Here is a 15,349-nt window from a genome sequence, read left to right on the forward strand (position 1 = left end):
GGCATTACAATTCATCATTCACGGTATTTAAGCAAGCTCAACTGCTTCATTCCTTATGAACATCATTGAATTTCAACATATCAAAAAGCTTTTGCTCTTTTTCATTATCAAAGCCACAAGAGGTTTGAAACTCCTTTGGATTTTCATAAGTGCCAAAAAGCATATCCCACCAGACTATATCTCCATAATTATTTGTGTGCTTATTATATTCATGGTGTACCCTATGCATTTCTGGTCTTTGAAAAATATACCCGACCCATTGGGGTGTCTTCACATTGGTATGGTAGAAAAACTCTCCCAATGCTGTAAAAAGTGTGTAAATGGCTCCTGCTTCCAAACTTAATCCCAATAAAGAATACACCAGTAAACTCCCTATTATAGAATTGACAGTCATCTCAAGTGGGTGTTTATAAAATGAGGTAATCACTTCAATACGCTGAGGACTATGATGGATCTGATGAAAGTCTGTCCACAAAAAATCTAGCTCATGACGCCACCTGTGCCACCAATAAAAAATAAACGTTGCTATAAAGTATGCAATAAACCCTCCTAAATAAGGGTTTACAAAGGCTGACAAATGGAATAAAGAAGCTTGGTTTAACCACTTTTCCCATGTTATTCCTGCCAAAGTCACAATACATAATTGAACAAAATTTACGGCTAGCACACGTATGGTCCATGTTGGAACATTTGGTAATTTCCAACCGGGAATGGCTCTCTCTAACACAAAGCAAAAGCCAAAAACAGCAAAAATAATGGGTAGCATTTCTTTAGTTTTTAGTTAAAATAATTTGACAACTTTTGTTATATACGTTCAAAAATTTTCAACGGTTTAAACTACCAGCCACTCATCCAACACCTACAAAAACCACATTGCTAATCACTTAACATTCTACATCAAGTAACTCCCCTCCCATTTTACAAAAATGACATTTTGTACAATTTTTAGGATATAGTAACTTGCAAAGCAATTAACTCAGGCTATATCTAGGGTAAGCACTTTTTTTACTGCAATAACACGGAGGCACCAGCCACTATACATTTTTATTTAATTGTCATCCATTTTTTAAAACTAAACGGTAATGAAAAACATAATACTGGCGACTTTTTCACTTATACTTATCTTGGGCTGTTCTGGTGAAAAGACCTATGAAGAATTATTAGAAGAAGACAAACAGGAATTACGTGAAAGCTTAGACTCCTACAAAGTTACTACTTATAAGTTTGGTAAGATTGTGGTAAGGGCTTCTGCTTCAGAAGATACAACCTCAGCAGAGTTTCTATCAGTCAAGTCTGACATTGATAGAATTTACAGTAAAATCGTGCAGTTTAATAATGCCAAAGATGCTGAGAGTCTATCACTAATGGACTATGTCTCCTTATACCAGGACTACAAAAAAATGGAAGACTTCACCATGCATACAGATGAAGATACTTTCCCTACATTAATTGAGGCTTTTAGTAAAACTTATGGAAGTCCTAACAATAAAAGAAAAGTACATTACACCGGAGAAGAGAAAGCTTATATTCAAAATATTGAACACTCCGTTTTAAGTGCAATTGTTGTATTAAGTAGAGACTTAGGAAAAGAAGTTTCTCTTTATGAATGTTCAAAAACAAATCCTGAATTGCTTCCTGATTCTGAAGTAAAAACATTGTTACAGTATTTCAGAGGCTTCCTATTTTTTGAAAAGGGATTGTACTACATGTCAGAAGAGGAGATTACAAGCAATATCAACTGGCTAAATGAAAACCAAGATAAAGACTTGCCACTGACGCGCGCTATGTTTCAATGGGGAGGTCTTAACAACCAACAAACGCATATTGGATTCCACTCACTTAACCACCTTTTCAGGGGTTTTGACAGACTGATGATGGAAAGGGATATTGATAAAGAACGTGCGTTGGAAGACTTTGAATTTTTCCTGAAAGATGCCCAGGAAATTGGCTTGGACAATGAAGTTATTTGGGCAATTGAAACCTACCTGTATCTGCAAAAAGAGGAACCGGAAAAAGCTGTTGCTTCGCTAGCAAAACTAAAGACCAGTAGTTTACTTACCTCCACTGAAATCGAACGAATAGATGAATCTATTGAGTACTTAAATAACAGAGAATCGGGAAAAGTACTAAATGGCGTTTACGACAAGTATTTCTTAAGTAAAATCGTCACAAAATATATGCTCTCTGTTTTATCCAAAGTTGATTGGGAAAAGGTGATGAGAGAACAAAATGTTCCACATACAGAAGAGATATTTAGGACCATTACATTTTTCAAAAACTTTACTGAAAACTTGAATAAGTACGCCAGTATGGAAAACCTCAAGGAAACAGGGAAAGACATCCAAGAAAAAGGGGAAGACATCTGGAATCAGGCTAAAACATTAGTAGAATAACCCCTAACAAGTCCAAGAGTAGCTTATCAACTCTTGGACTTGTTTTTTTATAAAGTCACCCACCCTTTCATAAACACACCTCACACGACCTATAAATAACCAAAAGCCTTTGCTCTATTTTTAGAATGCAGTAGATTGAAAGACGTAAATACATCGTACGTTATATCTCAAATTCCTATCTGAACAACATACAAATGGAAGAGGAAAAATTAGACAATCCTGTTTGGAACTCTCTAAACGAAACACATAAGAATTTCTCTCTAGAATTGAATGGTTTTAAATTTTACAAACCAGAATACTGTCCATTTGGCGGGTTTACAAAACTGGAACATCCTATAAGTGACTTAGAAGAACAATTGACCTTTACGGACAACTTCTACATTGTGGGAGAAAACCCTCAATTCAGTAGCAAACTAACTTTGGTTAAGAATCTAGTTTGCAATCAGATGATATTAAAACAACCCATCAACATCGAGCTAAATGAGCAAATAGTTGAACTAAAGACAGATAAACAAAAAATAGAATTGTTCGATTTAGTCAACTTAGTGCAGCCCGGTTATTTCAATCGTAAGACAGTTGACTTAGGCAGGTACTTTGGCATATACAAAAATGAGCAGCTCGTTGCAGCAACTGGAGAAAGAATGAAAATGAATTGCTTTACTGAAGTAAGCGCTGTTGTTACACACCCAGAACACACTGGAAAAGGCTATGCAAAGCAATTAATCAAACAGACTACCAATCAAATATTTAACGGAAATAAAACACCCTACTTACATGTTGCAGCATTCAATATTGGAGCTATTAAACTTTATGAAAAGTTAGGGTTTACATATAGAAGGCAAATCAGTTTTTGGAACTTTACAACAAGTTAAAATAATGTCTACAATAACAAGACGAAAAATCGCGAGTGGAATATTAGATTTTTATTTCATTTCAGTATCCATCCTCACCTTAACTATAACTGCAGTAAAATTTACGAGTATAAGATTGGATATAAAATATGGGCTTTTACTAACTTTTTTATCAGTGGCTATCTCTGCTGTATATCAATCAATGTCTAATCAAGTGAAATTTATAAGTCTGGGAGAATTAACATTCGGAATTAAAAAATCGAACAATAAAATTCACCTTTCACAATACGGACTGATTGAATTACTGAATGCAATAGGAATTTTTTCAATCATCATTCCAATCTCTGAAATCTTGGATAATCAATTAGACACAATTAACGAGACTTCAAACTTGACACCACTGTATATGCTAATCACACTTGGGTTTTACAGTACTTACAACTATCTACGGTTTAAAGGAAATAAGAATATTATACTTCTTATTGGCTTAGGAATTTTGATCAACTGGTTTTTTAATGGAAAATTCAATCTAGGTATTAACTGGAGCTCATTCCCTACCTTTCTTTGGATCTCTATTTTAGTATATTCAAACTTTACAAATAAAAAGACAGAACAAAATTAATTATAACCACACACAACAAAAGGAAAAATCTTCCTCAATTGGAATAGGAGGTTATAGAATTAAAACAGCAGATAACAATGGGACATAGCATACAATCATTCCCTAATGATTGCACTTTATATAAAAAATCACCACCAATGTTTTCAAATAAATAAAAAACAAAATATAAATTAAAAAACACAACCCATTCAAAAAATTGCAGTTAATTCGAGATATAAAACAATAAAACACTAATAAAAAAACATTCACAAACCCTATACAAATGAAATTCATCAAACTTACTTTATCTATCATCATGGTTACGATGATCGCTTGCAACAGTAAAAAAACTAACGAAAAAGCAGCAAATAGTCTTAACAAAAGTGAGATCAACCTCCTAACAGCAGAAATCAATGAAATGCTTGAAAAAGACCAAAGGTACCGCAAGATCACATTCCTTGGCACCTTGAATGATTCTATTACAGCATTAAATGATTCTTTAAGTAAGACTGCAACATCAGAGGATTATATAATTTTTCTCTCATCAGTCACAAAAGACCTCACACAACAACAAGATGATTCATTATCGAGATTACAACATCAAATGGATTATGAGAATTATTTAGCACTAAAAGATATAATCAAAAAATACGGATATCCTTCAAAAGAGAGGTTAGGAAAAGACCTAGATCTATTTCCAATTTTAACGCACCCTCCTATTGAGATTACCCCTAAAGAGTATCTTGAGGAAATGACAACATTATTAAAAACTGAAGTTGTTGAAAAACGAATGAGTGGACAACTATATGCAACGTTTTATGACAACATCAAGCATAAAATACTCAAAGAACCTCAATTCTATGGTACTGGACAGGAATTCAATCATACAACCATGCAATTGGGAAATCCAACTATTGCTAATATTGAAGAAACAAATAAAGCAAGAGCAGAAATTGGATTACCAGCATTGAAAGAGGGAGAATACAGTTTAGTAGAATAAAATGGTTACTCCACCCTATATAGGCTATAACGGTTTTCTATAGGCATTTGAGCTTTTGTGTTTTAAATCAGTCTTGTTAATTGAATAAATCGATAGGTTCAATTCCTTCGGAGTTAGAATTATCTTCTCTTGCTCAAAACACTGTTTCCGATAGCCCCAAGCTTTGGTTGGATACTTCAAGATGTCGCTCCTAACGGAGCTTTAAAAAGATAACCGATGGCTACAAAGGTTTAGCACCTACGGAGCTAATAAAGTGAACAGCTCCATCGGAGCGAGACCTTTGTAGTACTTCTGTTCTTGTAAAGCAAGCACCGTAGGTGCGGCACCTCAGGGAGTCAGGTTATAGTAACTTAACGTAAACTATGAATTAGTTTCACGACATATTCCGCCCCTACTTTTCAGAGCATAAGTCCCGAAGGGACAAAATATATTAGCGACGGGTTTTAACCCGTTGTCATAAAAAGATCCATTAGCCCTGAAAGGGCGGTATAAAAATGAGCTACTAAACCAAGTGTCCTGCATGCTGTCAAATGAAGGTTTCTGTCCTAGGCATAAATCCCTCACACACATTAAACACCAATAAATCAAGCAGAAGCTCTGCCGCAAAAATTTTACTACGGAGAACCCCGCCCATTCAGAAGTAAACGCAACACTTCTGTAGGGATGACCCCATATGGTCAACCTAAAAATTATATAATTACCAAACGGTTGTGGGATTTCATTCAAGGAAGGGGAAAAGGCAGTTCAAAAAATTACAGCTGAGCATTTCGGCTGTGCTCAATATCCACATGTACAGTTACTGAGCATTTCGGCTACGCTCAATGACCACACATATGGCTGCTGAACCGAGCCGAAGCACATAGATACTGAGTTTGCTAAAGCATCACGCAGCCCAACCTGGACCACTGCGGCACTTTACCTCCACAGCAGCAGTATCAACCGCTATTGGCTCAGGCTGCTGTATTTCCCTATACAGCAAGATGCCCTCGTCTTGCGCTTGCGCTTTAGGTATAGCTATCTGGACCTCAATAGCACACTCCTGCGGTTTTTTCTTATATAGCCACCACCAGTATTTGGGCATTCTGATATAAGGGCGCTCACGATAGGGCTTCTGCCTGATAGACTTGCCCGTTCCTGTAGGAAAAGAAAAGTAATTGTGCCGCCCAAACCGGTAACGCTCAGAGTTCTCACAGTACATATCCCACCAGTCACGTTTGCGATGCAAATTGAGCCAAGCTTTCCTTACCTTATAGTTGTAGTCATAGCGGCTACGGTAGCTACGCATGTCATGCCACCACCAAACACGTTTGCGGGGCTTTCGTACCTCCAACCGATCCCTCCAAGTCCACTCAGCAACGCCTACAAACCGTAAACTCAAATGGTAGGAACGCTTATAAGTACTGATACCACCCTTGGGCATAGGCTGTGGCTGTCTGTTTCTGTAAGACTTTATACCTGCTTCCATCCTGCGCAAATGGGCTTTACGGTTCGCTTGAAAAGCAAGATAGCGACCATCTGCCTCACTATTGCGCGCCACCTCACGACTTACCGTAGAACGGTGAACCCCAAGCGCACGGGCAATGGCTGCCAATGACTTGCCAGCTTCCAGCATAAGACTGATCTGTCTGCGGTGTTCGTTGTGGAGACGCATTTATTCGTTGAGGATTGAGACGTTTAGATGAGTTTACAAAAAAATAAGGAGAATAAGAAGAAGGAGTTAATCGTAGACTATTCGTTTATTAAACGTTTAATCCACGGTTAGGCAAGCAGCTTTGATTATCTTATCAAATGGATAAAAGAAAGTATTAGCCTTTAGAGATATAAAAGAACGCATCGTGTTACCAGTCTATCCCCCTATATAAAGGTAATATGTCTGCAAAGAAGTTTTGTGCAATATTGATATATGCTGTAGATTAATGGAGTTATTGACACATAAGAAATAAACGCCATGGCATTTTTCTCCCTTGAATTGGGTGGATAAACGCAATGCTTTTTATACAATTGTTAGCATTTATAAGTAATGACAAAAAAAGAAGCTGAAAAATTAGTGCAAGCATATTTAAATGCAAATATTAAAGGTTATTCTATAGTCTCACAATATACTATAGAATCAAAGTCTTGTTTTGCTGTTTCTTATCAATCGGACAAATACATTAAATCTAAAAAATTTGAGGATATAACAATTGTACACGGACCCACAATAGTTTCCAAAAATGATGGTAAATTATATCATACAGGTTCAGGGCGATTTGTTGAAGATTCAATTGAATCATTTGAAAAATATGGAGACCCTTATCTAGAAAAAGATACTTCTAGAGTTATTTTATCATTAATTAAGAATGTAAAATTCGACTCGCTCACTTTGACCTCATTGTTGAAAAAAGTTACAGGTAAAGGAATGCTTGAATCCAAACAAACTTTGACTGACCTGATAAATGGAGGAATAGTTAATTTTGAAAACGATTTGACCGAAGATGATTTTCAACAATTAGAGAAATATGGATTTATAGTTGATTATCCTTGGCTTGACTAAATAAAAAAACAAATGCTAACACTATGTAAAAATGCATTGAAATGCCTTTTATATTAACCGTTAGGCAACATGCTAAAATCCAGCCGCACATTCAAGCACATTTGGTTTTTGACAACACGCAAAGCCCAAACAAAAATCCAAAAGAGCTTGAATTTTGCCAACGCTCGACAGAAACAAATTATCAACATTGACAAAAAGATAAAGACAATAAATGAAGAATTTTAAAGAGAAAGCAGGCCTGATTTGGAGAGTGGTAGACCTACTAAGGGGCGACTTGGCAAGCATCAAAGCCGATATATTGACCTTGGAAGAAAAGACTTTGGAAACGGAAAAAACGGTATTGGACTCATGAGTAATTTTAAAAGAGGATCCGAATGGAATAAATGGGACTTACACGTCCATACGCCAAAATCGATAATTCAGCATTATGGAGGTGATACTGATGATGCTTGGGAAAAGTATATAACTGACCTTGAATCACTACCTGAAGAGTTTAAGGTTTTAGGAATAAACGACTATATTTTTCTTGATGGATATAAGAAAGTAAAGGAATATAAAGAACAAGGTCGATTACCAAAAATAAACCTCATTTTGCCTATTATTGAGTTACGGGTGAATAAGTTTGCTTCTCTTGGTGATGAGGCTTGGAAAAAAGTCAACCTTCATATTATTTTTTCAAATGAACTTTCGCCTGATATAATTGAAGCTCAATTTTTAAATGCGATACAGCACTCTATAAAAATATCACCTGACATTGAAGGGATAGAATTTCAAGGAGTAGCTACAAAGGAATACCTTGAAGAGTTGGGAAGGAAAATAAAAGATAGTGCAAATGTGCCGATTAATCATTCAGATTTAAAAGTTGGGTTCTGGAATATCAACTTTGACTACAAGGATGTTTTAGATAAAGTCAATGGATATTTTAAAGGGAAATGCTTAACAGCCGTAGGAAAGACAGAATGGGATGTAATGCGTTGGGATGGTTCAGCAGCAGAAAAGAAAAGCACAATCAACAAAGCAACATTTTCATTTGTTTCATTAGAAAAACCTGAACACTACCAGAAGCATTGTGACAAACTAGAGGAAGTAAAAGTTAGAAATTACTTGCTCGATTGTAGTGATGCACATTCTTTTTCAGAAAAATCTAAAGAGAAAGACCGAATTGGTAATTCATTTACGTGGCTAAAAGCAGACTTAACCTTTGAAGGATTAAAGCAAGTTGCCAATGATAAAAGCAGAATATTTATTGGTGATACTCCTACATTATTGGATAGGAGAAAGAAAAGTCCAACAAAATTTATTGATTCACTTTCCATTGAAAAAATGGAAAATTCCGGATTAACTGAAAAATGGTTCGAGAATTTTCAATTGGAGCTAAACCCATCAATGGTAGCAATAATTGGAAATAAAGGGCAAGGCAAGAGTGCTATTGCTGATATAATAGGACTTTTAGGCAACACGCCTAATTATGAAGATTTCTCTTTCTTGGAAAGGAAAAAATTCAGGAAACCAAGACCAAATAGGGCAGAAAGCTTTAAAGGTAATTTAAAATGGGTTGACGGCTCTGTTGATTCTAACCTATTAAGTAATAATCCTGAAGGGACTAGTGTTGAAAAAGTAAAATATTTACCGCAAAGTTTTATAGAAAAGCTTTGCAATGAAGATTTAAAGGATTTTGAAGGAGAACTCAGAAATGTGATTTTTTCTCACCTTTCAGATTCAGATAAATTAGGTAAAAATAATCTTGATGAACTAATTGGGTTCCAGTCCGAAATTATTAATGATGATATTGAAGAAATCAAAGGGAAGCTTCAAAATGTTAATAAAATAATAATTGAACTGGAGAAAAAGAACTCTGAAAGTTATCGAAAAGCCATTGAGGAGAGAATAAAGGAGAAAGACAATGAGCTAAAGGCACATGATGCCTCAAAGCCGACACCTATTGAAGCACCAACAGATGAAAATGCGATTGAAAAAAATAAAGAAGAAACAAATCGCATCTCTGCCATAAGAGAACAACTACCTACATTAAATGATGAAATTGATAAAACTCAAAAATCTCTTGCGACTGCAAAAATAGATATAGCAGAAATTGAAAAGGTAATTCAAACAATAGGTTCATTTGAAAGACAATTTGACAATCTTAAGTCTGAAATACAACCAACATTTGATAAACATTCATTAATTCTTAAGGACAGTATTTCGCTGACCATAAATAAAGAACCTCTTGAGAGTTTGCTCAAAAAAAGGCAAGATCAATCTATTGCATTAAATCAAGCCATTACAAATGAAGGAAAAACAGGATTCTTAGATAAAAAGGAAGCCTTCAATATAGAGCTACAACAGCTTCAGGAAAAGCTTGATGAACAATCAAGAGCATTCCAAAAATTTTTAGATACCAAGAAAGCTTGGGAAGAGAGGCGACAAACTATCATAGGTAGTGATGATAAAGAAGGGTCAATTACAGCATTACAAAGTCAAATATCATACATTGAAAATCAGTTGATTATTGATTTGGACAAAGCAAAAGAAAGTCGAAAATCTTTAACTATTGAGTTATTCAAGAAAAAGGAAGAAATAATTTTATTGTATAAAAAATTATTTGACCCAATAACTGCCTTTATTCAGAATTACGGAACACTCCTTTCAGAGTATAAAATTGAGTTAGATGTTGATTTAAAGATTATTGGTTTGGTTGAGAAGTTTTTCGACCATGTGAGTTTGGGGAGCAAAGGAAGTTTCATTGGTAATCCTACAGGAATCGAAAAATTAAATCATTTAATTGAAAATCATGCATTAGACTCTTTAGAAGGAATACTTGGCTTTTTGGATGACATAATCCTAAATCTCCAAACTGACCAAAGAGAAGATCAGAAGGAAGCAAAAAGAGAAATCGAAACTCAGTTGAAGAAAAGCTACTCGGTGTTAGACTTATACACCTACCTTTTTAATTTAGACTATTTAGAGCCTGAATATAAACTGAAATTAGGAGATAAAAATTTAGCCGAACTCTCACCTGGAGAAAGAGGTGCTTTGCTGCTAATATTCTATTTGACCTTAGACCAAAATGATATCCCTTTGGTTATTGACCAACCCGAAGAGAACCTAGATAATCAAAGTGTTTTCAAAATTCTTGTTCAATTTATTAAAAAAGCCAAAGAAAAGCGGCAAATAATTATTGTAACGCATAACCCAAATTTGGCAGTTGCTTGTAATGCGGAACAGATTGTTCATGTAAACATGACCAAGGAAAAAGAGAACTTAGTTAGCTTTATTAGCGGTTCTTTAGAAAATCCAACAATTAATAGTGCGGTAATAAACATTCTTGAGGGTACATATCCTGCTTTGAATACAAGAACAAATACTTACAAAGTGATAGAAAGAACCACTCAAGAAATGGGAATTTGATTTTGAAAAAGTACGTATCATATAAAGAAACGAGTGTCGACTGGATTGAAGATATACCAGAGCATTTGTGGGTTAAAAAAAATAAAACATAGATACTATGTTAAGGCAAGAGCAGACGAAATAGAAGCACGATTGCCTAACATCACCTATACGCAAGCAGGGGTTTCGTGCTTCGTAGGAAGTTCAGTAGTTAAAATCCCTGCCTGCGTATAGCTGAATCCCGTTATAGGCCATTCGGAAAGTCCTGCGTTTTGGTGGAGAGGTGGTTAGCAAGGAGGTAAGGAAGTGCAGCTGCAAGGTGGTTTTTAAGGAAAATATACAACTTAGCTTTTCTGTGCCAGACCCGAAGGATTTGGTTTTTTACTTTCCGCCTGAAGCCTTGAGAAAACCTGTTTTCAGAAAGCGGAAGGCAGGTGAAAAAAGCTGATAACCTGTCAGCGTTTGCAGAAAAGCTAACGCAATAAAAGGATAAAAACCACCTTACGCTGATTCAAGCTTGAACTAACGATAGCTTGGTATTGTGGTGCATTAAAGAATGGGATATTTAGCAGACATATATGTGATCCAAAAGTCGAGATCAAAAAAATTAGGAATTGATTTTTTGAACCATTTCCTTCCATTAAGAGAAGAAAGTGCAGATGAGTATCTCATTCCTCAATATTCAGATGATCCGATTAGTGAATTTGATAATGCTGAGGATTTAATGATTTTCCTTGAATCTAATCCTGAATATTCTCAAAGTATTTACTGGAGAAATAAAGATGAGGAGAATCTCAATAAGCATGGAATGATATTCTACACAAAGGATGGGGGCATGATTTTCGGAATATCAAGGAACGCTGACATGAGTGGAAACTTAAACACCGAAAATGAAGATGAATGCTTAAAGGAAATGAAGAAATATTTTAAAACGGAAAATGGATACATTCACTATGAAAACCCACCAGCAGACTCATATGATGAATTTATTGAAATAGTAAATGAATTAAAAAAATAAAAAAACGACACCACAACAATGGCTAAAATGCATACCCAACCAACCTAACCGCTGCACGACTTTTTAGCCGGAACGTTATGCTTAAGTATGATATGATTTTATCTAATGAAGGATTTGAAATAGGAGATTTTATAATTCCCTCTTTTAAACTTAATGAAGGGGAAATAATTCGTTTATGTTTATATGGAGGTTCTCACTTTTTTCCATTAGAAGACGAGCTTACCAAAATATTGATGGGTATAATTCCAAACCCTCATATAAAGCTATTTCAAAAAATTGCATTTGCAGAACATGTTTATCCTCATGGGTTTAAAGAATATTTTTGCCCACTAACCATAGAACGATATCTGAAACAGAATGGACAAGCTAATTTTGAAGATTTAAAATTATTTTCTGGATTAGATTATACAAGTCCTAAAACTAAGGTTGTAACTCTTCCTGGTAATCAAAGAAAATGGTTATCGATTGTTTCAAAATTATCTTTAACCAAAAATATTATTTTTGATTTAGTAGGACAAGATCCAATGGGAGCTACTATAACATTAGAGGTTATTAAATCTCTCTTAGATCAAGGGTATTCTGCGATCTTTCTAGATAATTTTGATGATCTAGAAATGAAGTTTGATCAAGAGTATTATATAAAAGAAAAATAAGCACAACAAGCAGTATGATGTAATAGCTCGTAGCATGTTTCGTAGCTGTTGTACTACTTGTACGCCCCGTCAAATCTACGCTTTGACGTATTTCTCGGGACAAAATTAAATACGGCAAATCGTAGATTTGCCTAATTTGCCTACTTAGTAAACCGAAACTTTTTTACAATAAATTTACGCTACTCCACATACTGGAGGCGTTAGGCTCAATTAATCATCCAAACTAAACACTAATGAAATATTTTTCACCATTACTCTTTTTGTTTTTACCTCTTCAAATACTAGCACAGAGCGAACCAACAGGAGAAGAAATAATCAATAAATTTATTGAAGCAATAGGAGGAGAGAAAAGACTAAAAAAGATAAAGTCTGTTCGAATGATAACAAAAGGGGGGAGCGAATCGCTTGGTGTGAATTCTACAATGTATAGTTATCGTAAATTCCCCAACTACATCCGTATAGAGATTTGTGAAGAGAATGACACCACTATAAATATTTGTAATAATGGGATTGGTAAGGCTATAAAGAATGGAGAAGAAAAAGAAATGGACGAGACTACTTTAAGGGGTCTAAAAGAAGAAACATTACTTTTTCCTGAATTGTACTTTATCGAACAAGGGTATAAGATTCATAATGCAGGAGAAAAACCATACAAATTAGGTTATTATGAAGTCGAGTTAACAGATCCACACGGTAATAAACGAATCAATTATTATAACGTTGATAGTGGACTTCTATACTTGTCTAGAGATTTAGAAACAAGAACTTCGACTTACTATACGCATTATAAAGAGTTTAATAAAGTACTTATTCCGACTGTAGCAGTAATGGAGGTAGGGATACATCAGCTCCGTTTTGTAACCGAAGTTTATGAAGCTAATATGAAAATTGAAGAGTCTTTATTTAGGATTGAATCAAAATAAAAAAAGAGTCTAACATCGGCTATAGGTGCATTTGCCACGCAGTGTTGCGGTCGACTCGACCTTTGCCGAAACAAACGCACTATAGCCTAGGTGTTAGCTTGAATTAAATATAAACTAAAAATGACAGGGATTGATAACGTTTTTTATTCAAATATTCCTTTCAATAATATTATAGAAGAATTTGAAGGGCATATAAGAGAATATTGGACAAGCTATATTGTTGATAAAAATGTGTTTCATAATTCTAATGAGAATATAGAAAAGCATGAAAGATTTTATTCAAAGGACGAAAATATGCTTACTGAACATGATGAATATGGTTTTAATTCAAGAATAAACAAACAAGGTTGTATTTATTTTATTGCTGTAAGAAAAAAGCATATAGATTTAAAAGTTAACATAATCGAAGAAGTAAATTCTAATGTAGAACCTTATGAATCTCAAATACTTTTAAATGATGCATGGCAATATACATTAGTCACCCCTGAAGAGATTGATAAAGAAGGGTTTAGTCAAGAAATATTCAGAAAATTAATTGATTGCTTTAAATAATGAAATCAAGCTAAAAAAGCATAGCCTTAGTGGTTAAATTGGTAGGTTGGTGTTTTAGCTAGCCCGCCACAAATTGAAAAATTAATTAAGGTTGTAGCTATTTAGTAGACGGAACGTAGGTTCTTCAAAACGCTTTTTAGATGAGTCGTTATGCTTTATAAATTTTCAAATGCCCGAATTCACTTTTAAGAAATACGATACAGATTCGATTCGAGCTGTAACTTACAAGGTCGAACAAGAAAAACAAACCTTATCATTTAACGTGGTTATTGATTTGTTAATCAACTCTTCTTCTTTCAGAACAGAACTAACGAACACACTTAAGAAATCAGAATTCGATGGGTTCTTTTGGGAGGTTAAACCCTGCACCAAAGGAACGATCGAACAAGAATTCGAATTCGCTACTGTTTATGGCAGACGAATTAGTGAAATCACAATGGATTCTGAACCATTCAAAGAGTACTTTAACGACGAACAAACCACACTTTCATTTAAGAACCTCAAAGGTGACGCTCAACTAATTGTTCCGAACAACATCAACACTGAATGCAACTACGCACATTTTGCTTCCTTCCTACGAACAGCGAAAGAACAGGAAATTGACGACTTTTGGAAAACCGTCGGAACGGCTTACTCAAACGAACTTAATGACCAACCGATTTGGTTGAGCACTGCTGGTTTGGGAGTTCACTGGTTACATGTACGAATTGACAAAAGACCTAAGTATTATCGTTTCGAACCATTTAAAACCTTCTAACATGAGTATTTTCAAACGTCTGTTTAAAACAGACAAGGAACCAGTTCCTGAGGAAGTTGTTATGAAAGCCATTTATGACAACGATATCGATTCTTTTAAGAACTGTATAAAACAATATACTCCTGAACAAATCAAACTAAACAGTAACCCTGATGAGTTTTCAGCTCTTCACATTGCTTGCTCAGAAGGACGATCAGAAATTGCCGAGCTTATTCTTTCTGAACCGATTTCAGAAACGCCGAACCTAAGCAGAATTAATAACTTCTATCCTATTCATGCCTGCGCAATGAATGGACATAAAAGAACAGTTGAGTTGTTAATTCAAAAAGGAGCCGATATTAACGTGCAAACTGATCCTCAACTTTACTCTCCCTTGCACAGTGCTTCTTTCGCTGGACATTTAGAAACAGTCAAACTGTTAGTAAAAAATGGTGCAAATACGAACCTAAAGAACTATCGAGACGAACTACCAATTGATACTGCTGAAAGGCAAAATGAAACTGAAGTGGTTGAATTCTTAAAAAAAGCATAAAAAAAAGCCGTATATGTAATAGCTAGTCGCATGTTTCGTGCCGGCTTGTACATTGGAGAAACGGCCGATAGTTTAGCCACAGCCTCAAACTCCATCCTTTAATACTCTCTCCTAGCGTAAAGAAAAGTCGGATCGAATAACAAAACTGA

The 15,349-nt window shown here is 35.1% G+C and carries 15 protein-coding genes; 13 read left to right on the forward strand and 2 right to left on the reverse strand.

Going from position 1 to position 15,349, the window contains the following annotated elements; genetic code table 11:
* Window positions 1-46 precede the first annotated feature (46 nt).
* Window positions 47-766 carry a sterol desaturase family protein gene (locus V6R21_RS23380; RefSeq protein ID WP_334245954.1) on the reverse strand — a complete coding sequence of 240 codons (720 nt, stop codon included), beginning with the start codon at window positions 764-766 and terminating at the stop codon, window positions 47-49.
* A 316-nt stretch (window positions 767-1,082) separates the two neighbouring features.
* Between V6R21_RS23380 and V6R21_RS23385 the strand changes: the two genes are divergently transcribed.
* From V6R21_RS23385 to V6R21_RS23400, 4 genes are all read left to right on the forward strand, one after another.
* Entirely contained in the window at window positions 1,083-2,393 is a 1,311-nt protein-coding gene (locus V6R21_RS23385) for a hypothetical protein (protein WP_334245955.1), read from the forward strand.
* 194 nt (window positions 2,394-2,587) lie between these two features.
* Entirely contained in the window at window positions 2,588-3,265 is a 678-nt protein-coding gene (locus V6R21_RS23390; protein WP_334245956.1) for a GNAT family N-acetyltransferase, read from the forward strand.
* A 4-nt stretch (window positions 3,266-3,269) separates the two neighbouring features.
* Window positions 3,270-3,866 (forward strand): hypothetical protein, encoded by a 597-nt coding sequence (locus V6R21_RS23395; protein WP_334245957.1) that lies wholly within the window; start codon window positions 3,270-3,272, stop codon window positions 3,864-3,866.
* Between the two features lie 262 nt (window positions 3,867-4,128).
* Window positions 4,129-4,845, forward strand: coding sequence for a hypothetical protein (locus V6R21_RS23400; protein WP_334245958.1), 717 nt, complete (start codon window positions 4,129-4,131; stop codon window positions 4,843-4,845).
* 883 nt (window positions 4,846-5,728) lie between these two features.
* On the opposite strand, the gene V6R21_RS23405 is transcribed toward V6R21_RS23400, so the two are convergent.
* Window positions 5,729-6,496 carry a helix-turn-helix domain-containing protein gene (locus tag V6R21_RS23405; RefSeq protein WP_334245959.1) on the reverse strand — a complete coding sequence of 256 codons (768 nt, stop codon included), beginning with the start codon at window positions 6,494-6,496 and terminating at the stop codon, window positions 5,729-5,731.
* 369 nt (window positions 6,497-6,865) lie between these two features.
* Between V6R21_RS23405 and V6R21_RS23410 the strand changes: the two genes are divergently transcribed.
* The 9 genes from V6R21_RS23410 to V6R21_RS23450 all read left to right on the forward strand — a co-directional run bounded on the left by V6R21_RS23410 (window position 6,866) and on the right by V6R21_RS23450 (window position 15,200).
* A complete protein-coding gene (locus V6R21_RS23410; RefSeq protein WP_334245960.1) occupies window positions 6,866-7,378 on the forward strand; it encodes a hypothetical protein in 513 nt (170 codons plus the stop codon).
* 211 nt (window positions 7,379-7,589) lie between these two features.
* Window positions 7,590-7,730: a hypothetical protein gene (locus V6R21_RS23415; RefSeq protein ID WP_334245961.1), complete on the forward strand. Its 141-nt coding sequence runs from the start codon at window positions 7,590-7,592 to the stop codon at window positions 7,728-7,730.
* Complete coding sequence (locus tag V6R21_RS23420; protein ID WP_334245962.1) at window positions 7,727-10,786, forward strand: TrlF family AAA-like ATPase; 3,060 nt, start codon at window positions 7,727-7,729, stop codon at window positions 10,784-10,786. Before V6R21_RS23415 ends, V6R21_RS23420 begins: the two co-directional genes overlap by 4 nt.
* A gap of 535 nt (window positions 10,787-11,321) precedes the next feature.
* Window positions 11,322-11,783, forward strand: coding sequence for a hypothetical protein (locus V6R21_RS23425; RefSeq protein ID WP_334245963.1), 462 nt, complete (start codon window positions 11,322-11,324; stop codon window positions 11,781-11,783).
* A 77-nt stretch (window positions 11,784-11,860) separates the two neighbouring features.
* Complete coding sequence (locus V6R21_RS23430; RefSeq protein WP_334245964.1) at window positions 11,861-12,436, forward strand: hypothetical protein; 576 nt, start codon at window positions 11,861-11,863, stop codon at window positions 12,434-12,436.
* A 233-nt stretch (window positions 12,437-12,669) separates the two neighbouring features.
* Window positions 12,670-13,359 carry a hypothetical protein gene (locus V6R21_RS23435; protein WP_334245965.1) on the forward strand — a complete coding sequence of 230 codons (690 nt, stop codon included), beginning with the start codon at window positions 12,670-12,672 and terminating at the stop codon, window positions 13,357-13,359.
* 120 nt (window positions 13,360-13,479) lie between these two features.
* The gene (locus V6R21_RS23440) at window positions 13,480-13,911 is read left to right on the forward strand and encodes a hypothetical protein (RefSeq protein ID WP_334245966.1); all 432 of its coding nucleotides are present in this window, start codon (window positions 13,480-13,482) and stop codon (window positions 13,909-13,911) included.
* A gap of 169 nt (window positions 13,912-14,080) precedes the next feature.
* Window positions 14,081-14,668 (forward strand): DUF6940 family protein, encoded by a 588-nt coding sequence (locus V6R21_RS23445; protein ID WP_334245967.1) that lies wholly within the window; start codon window positions 14,081-14,083, stop codon window positions 14,666-14,668.
* 1 nt (window position 14,669) lies between these two features.
* The gene (locus V6R21_RS23450; protein WP_334245968.1) at window positions 14,670-15,200 is read left to right on the forward strand and encodes an ankyrin repeat domain-containing protein; all 531 of its coding nucleotides are present in this window, start codon (window positions 14,670-14,672) and stop codon (window positions 15,198-15,200) included.
* The last annotated feature ends 149 nt before the right edge of the window (window positions 15,201-15,349 follow it).

Origin of the sequence: Limibacter armeniacum (assembly GCF_036880985.1) — a bacterium.
Classification (GTDB): domain Bacteria; phylum Bacteroidota; class Bacteroidia; order Cytophagales; family Flammeovirgaceae; genus Limibacter; species Limibacter armeniacum.

Bases quoted from the DNA above. Each gene is read 5' to 3' on its own strand.
- V6R21_RS23425 (WP_334245963.1), top strand. From the start codon at position 11,322: ATGGGATATTTAGCAGACATATATGTGATCCAAAAGTCGAGATCAAAA.
- V6R21_RS23385 (WP_334245955.1), top strand. From the start codon at position 1,083: ATGAAAAACATAATACTGGCGACTTTTTCACTTATACTTATCTTGGGC.
- V6R21_RS23440 (WP_334245966.1), top strand. From the start codon at position 13,480: ATGACAGGGATTGATAACGTTTTTTATTCAAATATTCCTTTCAATAAT.
- V6R21_RS23400 (WP_334245958.1), top strand. From the start codon at position 4,129: ATGAAATTCATCAAACTTACTTTATCTATCATCATGGTTACGATGATC.
- V6R21_RS23420 (WP_334245962.1), top strand. From the start codon at position 7,727: ATGAGTAATTTTAAAAGAGGATCCGAATGGAATAAATGGGACTTACAC.
- V6R21_RS23390 (WP_334245956.1), top strand. From the start codon at position 2,588: ATGGAAGAGGAAAAATTAGACAATCCTGTTTGGAACTCTCTAAACGAA.
- V6R21_RS23430 (WP_334245964.1), top strand. From the start codon at position 11,861: ATGCTTAAGTATGATATGATTTTATCTAATGAAGGATTTGAAATAGGA.
- V6R21_RS23445 (WP_334245967.1), top strand. From the start codon at position 14,081: ATGCCCGAATTCACTTTTAAGAAATACGATACAGATTCGATTCGAGCT.
- V6R21_RS23395 (WP_334245957.1), top strand. From the start codon at position 3,270: ATGTCTACAATAACAAGACGAAAAATCGCGAGTGGAATATTAGATTTT.
- V6R21_RS23435 (WP_334245965.1), top strand. From the start codon at position 12,670: ATGAAATATTTTTCACCATTACTCTTTTTGTTTTTACCTCTTCAAATA.
- V6R21_RS23380 (WP_334245954.1), bottom strand. From the start codon at position 766: ATGCTACCCATTATTTTTGCTGTTTTTGGCTTTTGCTTTGTGTTAGAG.
- V6R21_RS23450 (WP_334245968.1), top strand. From the start codon at position 14,670: ATGAGTATTTTCAAACGTCTGTTTAAAACAGACAAGGAACCAGTTCCT.
- V6R21_RS23410 (WP_334245960.1), top strand. From the start codon at position 6,866: ATGACAAAAAAAGAAGCTGAAAAATTAGTGCAAGCATATTTAAATGCA.
- V6R21_RS23405 (WP_334245959.1), bottom strand. From the start codon at position 6,496: ATGCGTCTCCACAACGAACACCGCAGACAGATCAGTCTTATGCTGGAA.
- V6R21_RS23415 (WP_334245961.1), top strand. From the start codon at position 7,590: ATGAAGAATTTTAAAGAGAAAGCAGGCCTGATTTGGAGAGTGGTAGAC.